This window comes from Marinobacter sp. tcs-11 (genome assembly GCF_002049515.1).
In the GTDB taxonomy this organism is placed as follows: domain Bacteria; phylum Pseudomonadota; class Gammaproteobacteria; order Pseudomonadales; family Oleiphilaceae; genus Marinobacter; species Marinobacter nauticus.
This window is the reverse complement of the sequence record NZ_LLYU01000009.1, coordinates 86,200-101,254: the sequence shown is the minus strand read 5'-3', so window position 1 is coordinate 101,254 and position 15,055 is coordinate 86,200. Positions and strand designations below refer to the sequence as shown.

The window sequence follows — 15,055 nt, the reverse complement described above, 5'->3', positions numbered from 1 at the left end:
GCTCATTCTCCAGCCCGGTAGCGGTAAGTACGGGCAACCACCTGCATGTCCAGCTGGTCTCCGTCTCCGCCCATTGGTTTAATGGTTAAATCGTGCAGTGTTACGATGCGCGGCAGGCTCGCCACACTGCTTACGAAAGAGGCCAGCTCATGATACGAACCTGACACTCGGATATTGATGGGAAGCTCGGAATAGAAGTCTCGCTGCTGCTCCGGCTGAAGCTTTACTTCCTGCAGCGCCAAACCGCTCCCTAACGCCGTATTGGTAATATCTTCCAGCAGGCCAGGCACCTCGGTTTCACTAGGCAGCTGACGCACCAGCGCTCCAAAGGTTTCCTCCATCTCTTCCATCTGTGCCTTGAAAACATCCAGGTTCGCCACCTGATACGCTTTTTGCTCGTAGCGCTGCTTGAGCTCCTGCTCTTGCTGCTCCACTCGATCAAGCTGGGCATACTGATCCTTGATAAAGAACCAGTATCCACCACCGAGTATCAGGCTGAAGACAATTAACGCCACGATAGCCTTTACCGGCGCGGGCCAGATACCTGCGTTGTTGAGATCAAGATCATTGATATCGAATTCGTTAAGACTTTTCAGAGAGTCCGCGAGGCTCATCAGTTATCCTCCCCTTCGGGCTCTGGTGTCCGTTGCTGGACAGAGAGATTGAACTGACTGTAGCCAGCGCGACGGCTGTCTGCTGCGGCCACATTAGTCAGATTGGGATTGGCAAACCATTCAGAATCTTCGAACTGACGCATCAGGTTCGAAATGCGGCTATTGGACTCTGCCATACCCACGATTTCGAGTCGCTCACCGGTTTTCTTGAGATCGGTGTAGTAAAGTCCGTCAGGAAGGGTTCTCACCAACTCATCGAACACCCGCACAATTACCGGCCGCTTGCCCTGAAGATCCTGAATCACCTGCATGCGCGCCAGCAACTCATCGCGCTGACGCTTGAGGTTTTCAATCTCCTTGATTTGCTTGTCCAGCTCTTTCGTCGCGGTCTCGATATAGGCATTACGGGATTGCTGGTAGGCAATCCGGCTGTCCATATCCGATTTCCAGAGGAAAGCGAGGCCACCCGCGATAATCACGGCGCCCAGTATCATCACGACAAACTGCTTCTGCTTCTCCGCGCGAAGCTCTTCCCGCCAGGGCCTGAGGTTAATCTTTGCCATCAGTCAAAACTCCTCATTGCCAGACCACAGGCAATCATCAATGAGGGGGCATCATTGCTGAGCGCAGAGGCGTTGACCCGGGAACCCACCGCCATGTTGGCAAACGGATTGGCCACCAGGGTTGGCGTTCCGGTTTTCTCTTCCACCATTTCCGTGAGCCCCTGAATCGACGCTGTTCCACCGGCGAGCACCACGTAATCCACCACGTTGTACTGACTGGCGCCGAAGAAAAACTGCAGCGCCCGTGCCACTTGCTGAACAACCGCTTCCCGGAACGGGGTCAGGACTTCCTCGTTGTAGTCGTCCGGCAAACCGCCCTGCTTCTTGGCCAGACCCGCCTCTTCAAACGAAAGCCCGTAACGACGCTGAATTTCTTCCGTCAGCTGTTTTCCGCCAAAGATCTGCTCGCGGGTATAGACCGTTTTGCCCTCTGCCAGCACACTCAGGGTTGTCATGGTTGCACCGATATCGACGATGGCAACCACCAACTCCTCGCCCTGAGAATCAAGCTGGGGCTCAATCAGACTGTAAGCGCGCTCCAGAGCGTAGGCTTCCACATCGACAATCCTGGTTGTCAGCCCTGCAATTTCCAGGGCGTCTTCGCGGATATCGACGTTTTCCTTACGGCAGGCCGCCAGCAGCACATCCACCTGGTCCGGGTTGGATTCGGAAGGGCCCTGGACTTCGAAATCGATCGCCACTTCATCGAGGGGGTAAGGAATGTACTGATCCGCTTCCAGTGCGATCTGGTCTTCCATCTCAAACTCGTTAAGACCACCATCCATCTGGATAACCTTGGTGATCACCGCCGAGCCGGAAACAGCAACAGCCACCTGTTTCACACTGGTGCGTGACTTGGACGCGACACGCTTGAGCACTTCCCCAACCGCTTCGACGTCTGTGATGTTTTTTTCAACAACTGCATTGGCCGGCAACGGCTCTACCGCATAGCTCTCGACCTTGTATCGATCGCCATGTTTTGACAGCTCTAGCAGCTTGACCGAACTGGAGCTTATATCCACCCCAAGGACGGCACTGGATTTTTTTCCTGGTAATCCGAACACGCGCTCACCCTATACCTGGTTAAATGCACCCGGCGTTGGAACCCCTGAACCACTCCCTGTAAAGGCGATCATTTCAGAGGCGTTCTATGTGTTTTTTATGTAAGAGAATTTCTTATTTATTCCGTCTACAATGCAATCTCTCGAATTTCGGGAGACATTGCAGACGGCGAGGCGACCGAACCTTCCTAAAGCAATTTCTCAAATAATAGACCTATATCCAACAGTTGTCAGAAAAAAATGTCTCATTTGTTGCGTACATCTCGCGTTTTTGCCTGGTTCTTTCTTACCGGCCTGAGTGTCGCCATTATTATTTCCTCAAGCCTGTATCTTTATCTTCGGCCCAATCTGCCACCGGTCGAGCAATTGCTGGATGTCCGGCTGCAGACGCCTTTACGGGTGTATAGCAAAGACAACAGATTAATAGCAGAATTCGGTGAAAAGAGAAGGGCACCGATCACAATAGAACAGATCCCTACAATTCAGTTACAAGCCTTTCTGGCGGCGGAAGACGCGCGTTTTTACGAGCACTTCGGAGTCGACATTAAAGGCCTGACGCGGGCTGCAGTGGAACTGATCACCACCGGAGAAATCCAGTCTGGCGGCAGCACCATCACCATGCAGGTTGCAAAAAATTACTTTTTGTCACGCGACCGGACCTTCATCCGAAAGTTCAACGAGATACTGCTGGCTCTTCAGATTGAACGTGAACTGGATAAAAACCGGATTCTTGAGCTCTACCTGAACAAGATCTACCTCGGTAACCGGGCCTATGGAATCGCCGCCGCAGCCCAGGTCTACTACGACAAACCGGTGACAGAGCTGTCACTGGCACAGATGGCAATGCTGGCCGGCCTGCCCAAAGCCCCTTCGGCCTATAACCCTCTCGCAAATCCGGAACGAGCCTTGATCCGCCGTAACTGGATTCTCGGCAGGATGAAAGACCTGGGCTACATCACCGAAGACGCCTGGTCTCTGGCCAGCAAAGCACCTCTGACCGCCAGCTATAACACCCGTGACGCCGAAGTGGACGCCGACTACGTGGCAGAGATGGCCCGGGCAGAAATGGTTCGCCGCTACGGGGAAAACGCCTACACCGACGGTTACAGCGTGACCCTGACCGTCGACAGCACCAAGCAACAAACTGCCACCAAGGCATTGAGAGCAGGCCTCGAAGCCTATGACCGCCGGCACGGATTCCGAGGCCCCATCGGACAGTTTGATATTGAAGGCCTGACCCCGGCTGAACTGTCGAACCAGATGCAGAACTACCCGCGGGTTGAAGCACTGGTACCAGCCGTTGTGACATCCATAGATGACGAAAAGGATGAAGTGAGAGTGCACACCCGGCGCCTGGGGCCGGGCGTTATGCCCTTTGACACCATGACCTGGGCACGCCGATTCCGCACCGAGAGCATCACCGGGCCCGAACCACAGAACCCTTCCGACGTGGTAAGCCCCGGGGATGTTATTTATGTAAAAGTTGACCAACTACCACAGATTGCAGACGCTGAAGCAGAGCCTGAGAGCGAGAGCGTATCGACTCAGACAGTCACCGAACTGCGGGTTTCCCTGGCGCAGGCACCCAGAATCGAGGGCGCGCTCATCTCTCTCGAGGCCAAAACTGGCGCCATTGAAGCCTTGGCGGGCGGCTACAGCTTCAACCAGAGCAAATACAATCGCGCCACCCAGGCCAACCGTCAACCAGGCTCTACGTTCAAGCCGTTCCTGTACCTTTCCGCGCTGGAGAACGGAAGAACACCCGCCACCATCTACAACGATGCCCCGATTGTGTTCGAAGATTCCGAACTTGAAACCGCATGGCGGCCACAGAACTCATCAGGTCAGTTCTACGGACCAACCACCTTGCGCGAAGGCCTTTACCGTTCTCGCAACCTGGTTTCCATTCGCCTGCTGAGAGACCTTGGCATCAACACCACCCTCAACTATCTTGAGCAACTCAAGCTCCCGACCGAAAACATGCCGTCCAACCTCTCACTCTCTCTGGGCAGCGGCCTGCTGACCCCCATGGAGCTGGCAAGAGGCTTTGCGGTGATAGCCAATGGCGGTTACGACGTACAACCCTACCTGATTGAACGAATCGAGGAATGGGACGGCAACGTAGTCTATGAAGCCCCGAAGACCATATTGTGCGACGAAAACTGCGACGCTGCCTCTACGCAGGCCGCCGATGCCGAACAACGCACTTCGGAGCAACCACCCGAAATTGAAGGCATGACACTGCCAGCCTCCGCTGCCGGGGAGAACACAACCGAACCACGAATCATGCAACGCCTGGCCGACGAACGATCAATCTATATCATGCACTCCATGATGCAGGACGTGGTTCGCAGGGGAACCGGGCGGCGCGCTCTGGCCCTGAACCGCAGCGACATCGCCGGCAAGACCGGCACCACCAACGAGCAGAAAGACACTTGGTTCGCGGGCTTCAATCACGACATTGCAACCACGGTCTGGGTCGGATTTGACCAACCCTCTCCCCTGGGTCGCGGCGAGTATGGCGCCAGTACCGCACTGCCGATATGGGTCGACTATATGAAAGTAGCACTGGCAGGCCAGCCAGCAGCCACCATGCCCAGGCCCAATGGCATCGTGAATATCCGGATCAACCCGAAAACCGGAGAAAGAGCTCGACCCGGCGAAGAAGCCGTTTTCGAGATATTCAAGGAAGAAGACGCACCCTCGCCTCTGCCAGCCGAGAGTATCGGAGGGAATGGCGACAATAGTAACGGGGACGACCTGTCACGGCAGATCTTCTGATCGGCCGTAGCCCCCAACCAGTAAGCACAAAAAAACCGGCGGGATCTCCGCCGGTTTTTTTGAAGCCAGACTACATCCCGATCAGATGATGTCGTCCATGGACTTCAGCGGGTAGTGCGCAGGGTACGGATTACGCGCAACACCGGAATCTACCGCAGCACGGGCCACGGCGGCCGGCACCACTTCCAGCAGACGAACATCCATCGGCTTTGGAATGATGTATTCCTTACCGAATTCGAACGAATCAACACCGTAGGCTTCACAGATTTCCTGCGGCACCGGCTCTTTGGCCAGCTCACGGATTGCGTTAACCGCGGCAACCTTCATTTCCTCGTTGATAGCGGTTGCACGTACATCCAGTGCACCACGGAAAATGAACGGGAAGCCAAGCACGTTGTTCACCTGGTTCGGATAGTCAGAGCGACCTGTCGCCATGATCAGATCATCACGGGTAGCCAGAGCCACTTCCGGGCTGATTTCCGGATCCGGGTTGGAACAGGCAAACACCACCGGGTTCGGCGCCATTTTCGCCAATTGCTCGGCAGTCAGAAGGTCCGGGCCGGACAGACCCAGGAACACGTCGGCACCGTCGATGGCGTCGTCCAGAGTACGCTTGCCGGTATCGTTGGCGAACATCGCCTTGTACTGGTTCAGATCATCACGACCAGAGTGGATCACACCCTTACGGTCGAGCATGAAGATGTTCTCAGAGCGCATACCGCAGCTGATCAGCAACTTCATGCAGGCAATGGCGGCCGCACCGGCGCCCAGACATACCACCTTTGCCTCTTCAATTTTCTTGCCCTGCAGCTCAAGGGCATTGATCATGCCGGCCGCAGTTACGATAGCGGTACCGTGCTGGTCATCGTGGAAGATGGGCACGTTACACTTTTCAATCAGCGCACGCTCAATCTCGAAGCACTCCGGTGCTTTGATGTCTTCGAGGTTGATACCACCGAAGGTATCGGCGATACGCTCAACAGTTTCAATAAACGCTTGCGGGCTTTCGGAATTAACCTCGATGTCGAAGACGTCAATTCCGGCAAAGCGCTTGAACAGTACGCCCTTGCCTTCCATTACCGGCTTGCTCGCCAGGGGGCCGAGATTACCCAGACCCAGGATGGCAGTACCGTCAGAAATAACGGCTACCAGGTTACCCTTGGCTGTGTATTTGTATGCATTCTCGGGGTCCTTCGCGATCTCGCGGACCGGTTCGGCAACCCCGGGGCTGTACGCCAGGGAGAGGTCGCGGGAAGTCTGGGTCGGCTTCGTGATTTCAACACTCAGCTTACCCGGCCGCGGTTTGGCGTGATATTCAAGGGCTGCTTCTTTCAGATCTTGAGACATTGCCACTGTTCCGTTTGTCACGTTTAAAGGTAAATCCCGCTGGAGCTCGCCCAACGGAGCGCGCCATTATGGCGCGCCCGACCCAAAACGACAAGCCGAAATCGAATATTTTGTGAACAGTCAATAGTGCATTTTGCGTATATAGCAAACTTTATTTTTCAATGGCGCACAAAAAAAGCGCCCAAAGGCGCTTTTTCAACATCCCGGCGCGGATCAGTCTTTCTTGCCACCGATACGGCTGCCGAAACGCTTCTGGAAGCGATCGATACGACCACCGGTGTCCATAACCTTCTGCTTGCCGGTGTAGAACGGGTGGCACTGGGAACATACGTCCAGCTGCAGATCGTGACCGATGGTAGAACGGGTCTTGATCACATTACCGCAGGAACAGGTAGCGGTGATGTCTTCGTACTTCGGGTGAATACCTTCTTTCATGGCGAACCTCGTTAGGTCATGCCGCTACCTGATCACGGGGCACCTTAGCTGCCCAGGTGCCAGGCACCGCATGTTTGAATCAATTGAAAAGACCGTGCACAATCAAGCCCGGCCAGAAACAGACCGCGAATCTTACTGACAAACCCGACCACAGGCAAGTATCTTGGCCCTCCGGAACCGTCCGGATACCATGCAACCAGCCTACTTTTGCCCGCTTTCAGGATACGCAGTTACCGTGACACGGCCCTCAATCGCCCGCATCGCCCTGAATCGCCCGCTCCGGCGACTCTTTGATTACCGAATCCCGGAGACCATCACGGTCTCACCCGGGCAACGCGTAAAAGTACCCTTTGGCAGGCAAACCCTTACCGGCCTTGTCGTGGAAACCGGCGTCACACCACCAGACGGCATTACCCTGAAACAAATTCTGGACGTGCATGAGCCCTGGCCCGCCTTACCCCAAGCCACCTTCCGGCTCCTGAGCTGGGCCAGTGACTACTATCAACACCCCTTGGGTGAGTGCCTGTTCACCGCCCTGCCTCCCGCATTACGCCGAGGCCGGCCGTCACAGCAGAAACAGGATGAACACTGGCAAGGCACCCAAAACATCGCCTCACTGCCGGCAAACGCCCATCGACAGAAAGCCTTGCTGGAAGCCATCCAGCGCGCCCCCGGCATATCGACCGGCGAACTGGTTAAAGCCGGCTTCAACCGCCCTCAGATCAAAAGCCTTCACGATAAAGGCCTCATCGAACTTAGCGATCCACAGCATCCGACTTCCAGCGAGAGCATCGTCACAGTCGACGGCCCCAGACTCTCACCCGCGCAACTGGCAGCGGCCAAAGAATTACCGCAGGTTACAGATCGCTTCAGCGCCACACTTCTTTATGGCATCACCGGGAGCGGCAAGACCGAGCTCTATCTTCATTATCTGACACAAAAACTGCGGGACGACCAACAGGCTCTGGTACTGGTTCCCGAAATCAACCTCACCCCCCAAACCCTCGCCCGCTTCCGGCGCTACTTCGGCAACCGGATTGTAGCCTGGCACTCGGCTCTAAATGATGGCGAACGCCTGGATACCTGGCTGAGAATCCGAAACGGGGAACCCATTATACTGATCGGCACCCGTTCTGCTGTCTTGCTGCCCTTTACCAACCTGCGCGCCATTATTGTGGATGAAGAGCACGACAACTCCTACAAGCAGGGGGAGGGATTTCGCTACTCGGGGCGAGACGTCGCGGTATACCGTGCACACCTCAATAAGTGCCCCGTCATCCTGGGTTCGGCCACGCCATCACTGGAATCCTGGCACAATGCCAGGCAAGGCAAATACCACCTTATCCGGCTGGAGCAAAGGGCTGGTAACGCCTTGCCACCGGAAGTGGCCTTGCTCGACATACGCAGCCGACCTCTGGAGGCCGGCCTTTCGCGACCCACCCTGAACGCCATAAAGGAAACACTGGCACGAGGTGAGCAGGCACTGGTATTTGTGAACCGGCGGGGATTCGCCCCCATCATGATGTGCTTCGATTGTGGCCACATGGAGGAATGCCCGCGCTGCGATACCCGACTGACATACCATCGCCGGGACAGAGCCATGCGTTGCCATCACTGCGACTTCCAGATGGCCGCAAGCCACATCTGCCCCAAATGCCAGAGCGAAAATTTCAAGCCCGTAGGCCAGGGCACAGAGCGCACAGAAGAAACCCTGGCCGAACAGTTTCCGAACACCCCCATTGTACGGGTAGACAGGGACAGCACCCAGCGCAAAGGGAGCATCCAGAATATACTGGCTCAGGTTAACAGCGGTGCGCCCTGCATACTGGTGGGCACCCAGATGCTCGCCAAGGGCCACGACTTTCCGAACGTGACGCTGGTTGCCGCCGTCAATGCCGATGGCGGCCTGTTCAGTGTCGATTTTCGGGCGCCGGAACAGATGGTACAGACGCTTTTGCAAGTCAGCGGCCGCGCTGGCCGGGGCGAAAAACCTGGCAAAGTGATGATCCAGACCTGCCACAGCGACCACCCGCTATTGAAATCGCTCTGCAAGGGCAACTACGCCGCCTTGGCAGACCAACTTCTGGCCGAGCGCCAAACCGGCGCCCTTCCACCATTCCGTGCTATGGCCATACTCCGCGCGGAAGCCGACACCATGCAGGCAAGCCTGCAACTGCTGGACACCATTAAACCCATGACGGCAGTGAGCGGCATAGAAACCTGGGGGCCGCTACCGGCGGTAATTGCACGTAAAGCCGACCGGCACCGGGCGCAACTGATCCTGTGCAGCGACAATCGGCGCCGACTCAACCACTTGCTTAGTCACATATGTCAACACCTGGATCAGAGCAAGCTGCCTGCGAGCACTAAATGGATTGTGGATGTGGATCCCCAGGAAACGAGTTAATTTCTCAGACACCACTGGCGCCCCAACGTTTTTGCTTGCAGCCCGACTTTCCGCGATAATACGCCCCTTCTGTTTTCAACGGGCGCCCTGCCCTGACACCCATTCTTCTGCAAACCGAGTCATTCGACAGCATGAAAGAGACCGTATCCGAGCTTCTCCAGTCTGCACTGGCGACCCTTCAGTCTGACGGCACACTGCCGGCAGACCAGAGCTTCACTCCTCAGGTGGGCAACACCAAAGACAAGTCCCACGGGGACTATGCCTGTAATATTGCCCTGGTGGCATCCAAAGCCGCCGGCTGCCCGCCTCGCAAGCTGGCCGAAGCCCTGGTGGCGGCATTGCCAGAGAGTTCTGCCGTGGAAAAGGTGGAGATTGCCGGGCCGGGATTTATCAATTTTTTCATGAGCACCGCCAGCGCCTTCGGCATTGTGAACACCATCCTGGACGAAGCGCAGCAGTTCGGCCGCAACAACTCCGGTAACGGCGAGAAGGTTCAGGTGGAGTTTGTGTCTGCCAACCCCACCGGCCCGCTGCACGTAGGCCACGGCCGTGGCGCCGCCATTGGCGATTGCCTGTGTCGGTTACTGGAAGCCAACGGTTACGACGTTACCCGGGAGTTCTACTACAACGATGCCGGCGCCCAGATCAATAATCTGGCCCTGTCGGTACAGTCCCGCGTTAAGGGACTGACGCCGGAAGACGAAAGCTGGCCGGAAGACGGCTACCGGGGCGATTACATTGTCGATGTGGCCAACGCCTATATGGCCGGCGAAACCGTGATTGCCGACGACCGGGAAGTCACTGCCAAGGCCGACCCGGATGATCGGGACGCCATCCGCGAATTCGCCGTGGCCTACCTGCGCCGTGAGCAGGACCTGGACCTGAAAGCCTTCGGGGTTCAGTTCGATGTGTATTTCCTGGAATCGTCCCTGTACGAGGACGGCAAGGTGGAAGCCACCGTTGAGCGCCTGAAAGCCAACGGCTACACCTACGAGCAAGATGGCGCCATGTGGCTGAAAACCACCGAGTTCGGCGACGACAAAGACCGGGTTATGCGCAAAAAGGACGGCGGCTACACCTACTTCCTGCCGGACGTGGCCTACCACCTGGACAAGTGGCAGCGCGGCTTTACCACTGTGATCAACGAACAGGGCGCAGACCATCACTCCACGGTAACCCGTGTGCGCGCTGGCCTTCAGGCACTGAAAGCCGGCATCCCCCAAGGCTGGCCGGACTACGTTCTGCACCAGATGGTGATGGTGACCCGCTCCGGCCAGGAAGTGAAAATCTCCAAGCGGGCCGGCAGCTACGTCACCGTACGGGACCTGATCGACGAAGTGGGCCGGGATGCCACCCGGTTCTTCCTGGCGGCACGGCGCGTGGATTCCCAGTTGACCTTCGATATCGACCTGGCCCGCTCCCAGACCAATGAAAACCCGGTGTATTACATCCAGTATGCCCATGCCCGGATTTGCAGCGTACTGCGCAAACTGGCCGCCGAGGGCGTGCAGCGTGGCATGAACGAATGTGTCGGCGACCTGAGCCTGCTGACTCTGGATGAAGAGAAAGAGCTGGCCAACCAGTTGGCGAAGTATCCGGAACTGATTGCCAACTCCGCCGCCCAGCGCGAGCCCCACCACCTCACCCATTACCTGCGTGAGCTGGCGGGCCAGTTCCATACTTACTACAACGCCCACAAGGTGCTGATTGAAGATACCGCCCTGCGGGACGCCAGAGTCAGCCTCTACCTGGCCGTGCGCCAGGTGATTGCCAATGGCCTGGACCTGCTCGGCGTAAGCGCACCAGAGGAGATGTAATCAGGCCATGGCCAGAGATTACGCCAGGAAAGATCGCCCTGCGGGCAAAGGGGCCGCCGCCAGCAAGCCCGCGGCCAGGCCCCGCAAGCCGTCCAAACCCAAAAAGAGTGCACCCTCGCATTCACAGCATGGCGCCTTGTCTATGAAAACCATCCTGTCTCTGGCCGCCGTGGGTGGCTTCATCGGCTTTATCGTCTACCTGAACACCTTGCCCGGCGGGCCGGAAACGGCCAGGCAAACCCCGATTCAGGAGCAAACCCCGGTAGCGCCCAAGCAACCCGCCAACACCACGGCTAAACAGAACACTCGGCCGAAAGAGCAGAACTTCCGATTCTACGAAATGCTGCCGGAATCCGAGGTCGTTCCGCCCAAAGTGGAAGAATATACCCCGGGCCCGGCCATGCAGGAGTTCGATTATGTCGTACAGTCTGGCTCGTTCAGGAGTAAGGAAGACGCCGAGCGACAGCGTGCGCAGATCGCCTTCCAGGGACTCAGGGCTCATGTACAGCGTATTGATCTCGACAACGGAAGTGTGTGGTACCGCGTAAATGTGGGGCCATTCAACTCCCGCAGCCAGATGAACTCGGCGGTCGACAAGCTGGTTACTATCAATATCCAGCCTCTGGTGCGCAAGATCCCGAAAGAAGGCTGAACTGTGTTCAGCCACCTCCCCTGCTCTTGAAATCCCGCCCAGCGCCTCCATAAAGCCAAAATACAAATTCAAACAGGCAACTGGAGCCCCAATGACCACCATAGTTTCCGTACGCCGGGAGAATGAAGTCGCCATGGGCGGTGATGGCCAGGTATCCCTTGGCAACACCGTTATGAAAGGCAATGCCCGAAAGGTACGCCGCCTGTACAACGGCCAGGTAATCGCTGGCTTTGCCGGTGGCACCGCCGATGCCTTTACCCTGTTCGAGCGATTCGAGGCCCAACTGGAAAAACACCAGGGCAATCTCACCCGTGCCGCTGTAGAGCTGGCCAAAGACTGGCGCACGGACCGTGCCCTGCGCAAACTGGAAGCCCTGCTGGCCGTTGCGGACAAAACCGCTTCCCTGATCATTACCGGCAACGGCGACGTAATCGAACCGGAGCAGGGGCTGATCGCCATCGGCTCCGGAGGTCCGTTTGCCCAGGCCGCCGCCCGGGCACTACTGGAGAATACCGAGCTCAGTGCCCATGAAATCGCCGAAAAAGCGCTCGAAATTGCCGGTGATATCTGCATTTACACCAACCAGAACCGCACTCTGGAAGTGCTGCCCATTAAAGACTGACGACCGGAGCGACCATGTCTGCAATGACTCCCCGAGAGATTGTCCACGAACTGAACAAACACATCGTGGGCCAGGAAGAAGCAAAACGCGCCGTCGCCATTGCCCTGCGTAACCGCTGGCGCCGCATGCAACTGGACAGCAGCCTGCGGGATGAAATTACCCCGAAAAACATCCTGATGATCGGCCCTACTGGTGTCGGTAAAACGGAAATCGCCCGCCGGCTGGCCAAACTGGCGGATGCCCCCTTCCTGAAAGTGGAAGCCACCAAATTTACCGAAGTGGGCTATGTAGGCCGGGATGTGGAATCTATCATCCGCGACCTGGCCGACATGGCGGTGAAAATGCTGCGGGAACAGGAAATGAAGCGGCATGAACACCGTGCACTGGATGCCGCCGAAGACCGCATTCTGGATGCCCTGCTGCCGCCTCCCAGGGATTTTAACGAAGACAGCCAGCGCACCAATGCGGACTCCTCAACCAGACAACTGTTTCGCAAGAAACTGCGGGAAGGTGAACTGGACGACAAAGAAATCGAGATCGATTTGCGCAGCAGCAGCGCCGGCGTGGAGATCATGGCGCCTCCGGGCATGGAAGAGATGACCTCTCAACTGCAGAGCATGTTCTCCAACCTGTCTTCGGACAAGCGCAAGACCCGCAAGATGAAAGTGGCGGATGCCATGAAGCGGGTGAAGGACGAAGAAGCCGCCAAGCTGGTGAACGAGGAAGAGATCAAGCAGAAGGCCATTCAGGCGGTTGAGCAGAACGGGATTGTCTTTATCGATGAGATCGACAAGGTTGCCAAACGCTCGGAAAACACCTCCTCGGATGTGTCCCGGGAAGGCGTTCAGCGCGACCTGTTGCCTCTGATTGAAGGCAGCACAGTAAGCACCAAATACGGCTCCATTCGGACTGACCACATTCTGTTCATCGCCTCCGGCGCGTTCCACCTGTCCAAGCCTTCAGACCTGATTCCGGAACTGCAGGGCCGCCTGCCGATTCGCGTGGAGCTGCAGGCGCTGACGCCGGACGACTTCAAGCGCATTCTGACCGAACCGGATGCCTCGCTGGTGCAGCAGTATGAAGCGCTGATGGGCACCGAAGGTGTGAAACTGACCTTCGCCGACGATGCCATCGCCCGCATTGCGGAAGTGGCTTACAAGGTGAACGAAACCACCGAAAACATCGGCGCCCGCCGCCTGCATACGGTGCTTGAGCGCTTGCTGGAAAGTCTGTCCTACGACGCCGGCGACCAGGTCACCGAGACCTTTGAGGTGACAGCGGACTACGTTGACGAGAAACTCGGCGAACTCTCTGAAGACGAAGACCTGAGCCGCTACATTCTCTGATTCGCGGTTTCCTGAAATGCCAACAAAAAAGCCGGAGGGGATGACCTCTCCGGCTTTTTCACGCCCGTATCAGCAACATCAGTACTTATTCTGCCTTTGAGAACAGGTGCGTGACGGTACTGAAGCCGCTCGCAATCCGGTTCTTCTCGCCCTGCTTCTTGCGACCTTTGGCCACATACAGGGGCAGCATTTCACCATACAGGCTGGTACTGATGGTTCTCTGCTCATCCTCAAGACGATCCCGGCGCAGCGTAATGCCGTACTTGCGCAGTTTGGGCTCCAATTCATCTGCCCGCCGGAGCAGATCTCGGCGGGTCATCTGATAGGCGTGCTCACACACCATACGGCGACTCTGGAAGCTGAACACGTTTGAGAAAAACAGCTTGGCATCATCCCGGGTAGGTTCAAACAGCAGTATGTCCTTATCCGGATAATCACGGGTGTATTGAGCAATACCCGACTGCATACGGGAATAAACCATGGTCCGGAACATCTGGGACAACAGATTCGGCATTCCGGAACGGGTAAGCTCTCCCGGCTTCATGGTACCGGCGCGTACCGCAGCACTGGCATCAATGGGCACCTGGGGATTGACCGCCAACACCAGATCCGCGCCGTCTTCAAAGGCGACAGAAGCATGCAGCCCCTTTCTCAGGGTACCGTCCACGTAAAAACGACCATCAATCTCGACCGGTACGTACAGACCTGGCGAAGAGGTGCTGGCCTGAACCGCCCGGGATATGGGGACATGATCGTACCCGGGCGCACCAAAGCAGACCGCCTCCGTGCTCTCCACGTCTGCAGCAACCACATACAGACTCCGCTTGAGCTGACGAAAATCATTGGTGCGGCCAAGCATGGTGAAGGCGCGTTTCAGATACTCGTGCAACCCCTCGTTATCGAAGAGTCCGGCCGGTGCCGCCTGGGCCAGGATAGTCATGGCTTCCAGCAGGCTCTGGTCGTAAGGATTGTTCACGAACCGGCTGACCGCCGTTGAAAGCAAGCCCGGCACGGCGAGCAGCCGGCGCCCGATCTCACGCAAGGCAGGGCGATAGAAAACCTCAGGATGGAACGGATGAACCTCGGCTTCGTTCCGCACGAAGATACGGCAAAGCTGGGCCGTGGTCATCTGGTTTGCCAGGTTGGCGGCCACAAAAGAGCCTGCGTTCACGCCGACATAGACATCGATATTATTGAAGTCCAGACCATCCAGCGCTTCGTCCAGAGCCCGCAGGGCACCGATCTCGTAAATGCCACCCAGAGGGCCACCGCCGCCAAGGGCGAGGCCGATTCTCGGTGCTGGCTTGAGCTCGGTCGCTGTCTTCATTGACTGTCCTTATCGGATACTGCTGCAGGATTTCAGTTATCCAACAACCTAACAAGGGAATTTAGAGTGCGCACACTATAACC

Annotated in this window: 12 protein-coding genes; 6 read left to right on the top strand and 6 right to left on the bottom strand. The window is 56.9% G+C overall.

Going from position 1 to position 15,055, the window contains the following annotated elements:
* Window positions 1-2: 2 nt before the first annotated feature.
* The 3 genes from ARC85_RS11895 to ARC85_RS11885 are packed head-to-tail and all read right to left on the bottom strand — an operon-like array spanning window position 3 to window position 2,241.
* Complete coding sequence (locus tag ARC85_RS11895; protein WP_286714912.1) at window positions 3-614, bottom strand: type IV pilus inner membrane component PilO; 612 nt, start codon at window positions 612-614, stop codon at window positions 3-5.
* Window positions 614-1,177: a PilN domain-containing protein gene (locus ARC85_RS11890; protein ID WP_153741469.1), complete on the bottom strand. Its 564-nt coding sequence runs from the start codon at window positions 1,175-1,177 to the stop codon at window positions 614-616. Before ARC85_RS11890 ends, ARC85_RS11895 begins: the two co-directional genes overlap by 1 nt.
* Entirely contained in the window at window positions 1,177-2,241 is a 1,065-nt protein-coding gene (locus tag ARC85_RS11885; protein WP_031211232.1) for a pilus assembly protein PilM, read from the bottom strand. The genes ARC85_RS11890 and ARC85_RS11885 overlap by 1 nt, the downstream gene beginning before the upstream one ends.
* Before the next feature lie 237 nt (window positions 2,242-2,478).
* On the opposite strand from ARC85_RS11885, the gene ARC85_RS11880 reads away from it, so the two are divergent.
* Entirely contained in the window at window positions 2,479-5,019 is a 2,541-nt protein-coding gene (locus ARC85_RS11880) for a penicillin-binding protein 1A (protein ID WP_286714911.1), read from the top strand.
* Window positions 5,020-5,100: 81 nt separating this feature from the next.
* Here ARC85_RS11880 and ARC85_RS11875 read toward each other — a convergent pair whose 3' ends face one another.
* Window positions 5,101-6,366: a malic enzyme-like NAD(P)-binding protein gene (locus ARC85_RS11875; RefSeq protein ID WP_286714910.1), complete on the bottom strand. Its 1,266-nt coding sequence runs from the start codon at window positions 6,364-6,366 to the stop codon at window positions 5,101-5,103.
* A 213-nt stretch (window positions 6,367-6,579) separates the two neighbouring features.
* The gene (rpmE, locus tag ARC85_RS11870; protein ID WP_014420566.1) at window positions 6,580-6,801 is read right to left on the bottom strand and encodes a 50S ribosomal protein L31; all 222 of its coding nucleotides are present in this window, start codon (window positions 6,799-6,801) and stop codon (window positions 6,580-6,582) included.
* 235 nt (window positions 6,802-7,036) lie between these two features.
* Here rpmE and ARC85_RS11865 point away from each other — a divergent pair, with 235 nt between their 5' ends.
* From ARC85_RS11865 to hslU, 5 genes are all read left to right on the top strand, one after another.
* Window positions 7,037-9,208 carry a primosomal protein N' gene (locus ARC85_RS11865; RefSeq protein WP_502688015.1) on the top strand — a complete coding sequence of 724 codons (2,172 nt, stop codon included), beginning with the start codon at window positions 7,037-7,039 and terminating at the stop codon, window positions 9,206-9,208.
* Between the two features lie 131 nt (window positions 9,209-9,339).
* On the top strand, window positions 9,340-11,025 hold the full coding sequence (argS, locus tag ARC85_RS11860) for an arginine--tRNA ligase (protein WP_286714908.1): 1,686 nt from the start codon (window positions 9,340-9,342) through the stop codon (window positions 11,023-11,025).
* 7 nt (window positions 11,026-11,032) lie between these two features.
* Window positions 11,033-11,677 carry an SPOR domain-containing protein gene (locus ARC85_RS11855; RefSeq protein WP_286714907.1) on the top strand — a complete coding sequence of 215 codons (645 nt, stop codon included), beginning with the start codon at window positions 11,033-11,035 and terminating at the stop codon, window positions 11,675-11,677.
* A gap of 91 nt (window positions 11,678-11,768) precedes the next feature.
* Window positions 11,769-12,299, top strand: a complete 531-nt coding sequence (gene hslV, locus ARC85_RS11850) for an ATP-dependent protease subunit HslV (RefSeq protein ID WP_011784337.1) — start codon at window positions 11,769-11,771, stop codon at window positions 12,297-12,299.
* Between the two features lie 14 nt (window positions 12,300-12,313).
* Window positions 12,314-13,645, top strand: a complete 1,332-nt coding sequence (gene hslU, locus ARC85_RS11845; RefSeq protein ID WP_286714906.1) for an ATP-dependent protease ATPase subunit HslU — start codon at window positions 12,314-12,316, stop codon at window positions 13,643-13,645.
* A gap of 85 nt (window positions 13,646-13,730) precedes the next feature.
* On the opposite strand, the gene ARC85_RS11840 is transcribed toward hslU, so the two are convergent.
* Complete coding sequence (locus tag ARC85_RS11840) at window positions 13,731-14,972, bottom strand: patatin family protein (RefSeq protein WP_022992070.1); 1,242 nt, start codon at window positions 14,970-14,972, stop codon at window positions 13,731-13,733.
* Window positions 14,973-15,055: the final 83 nt, after the last annotated feature.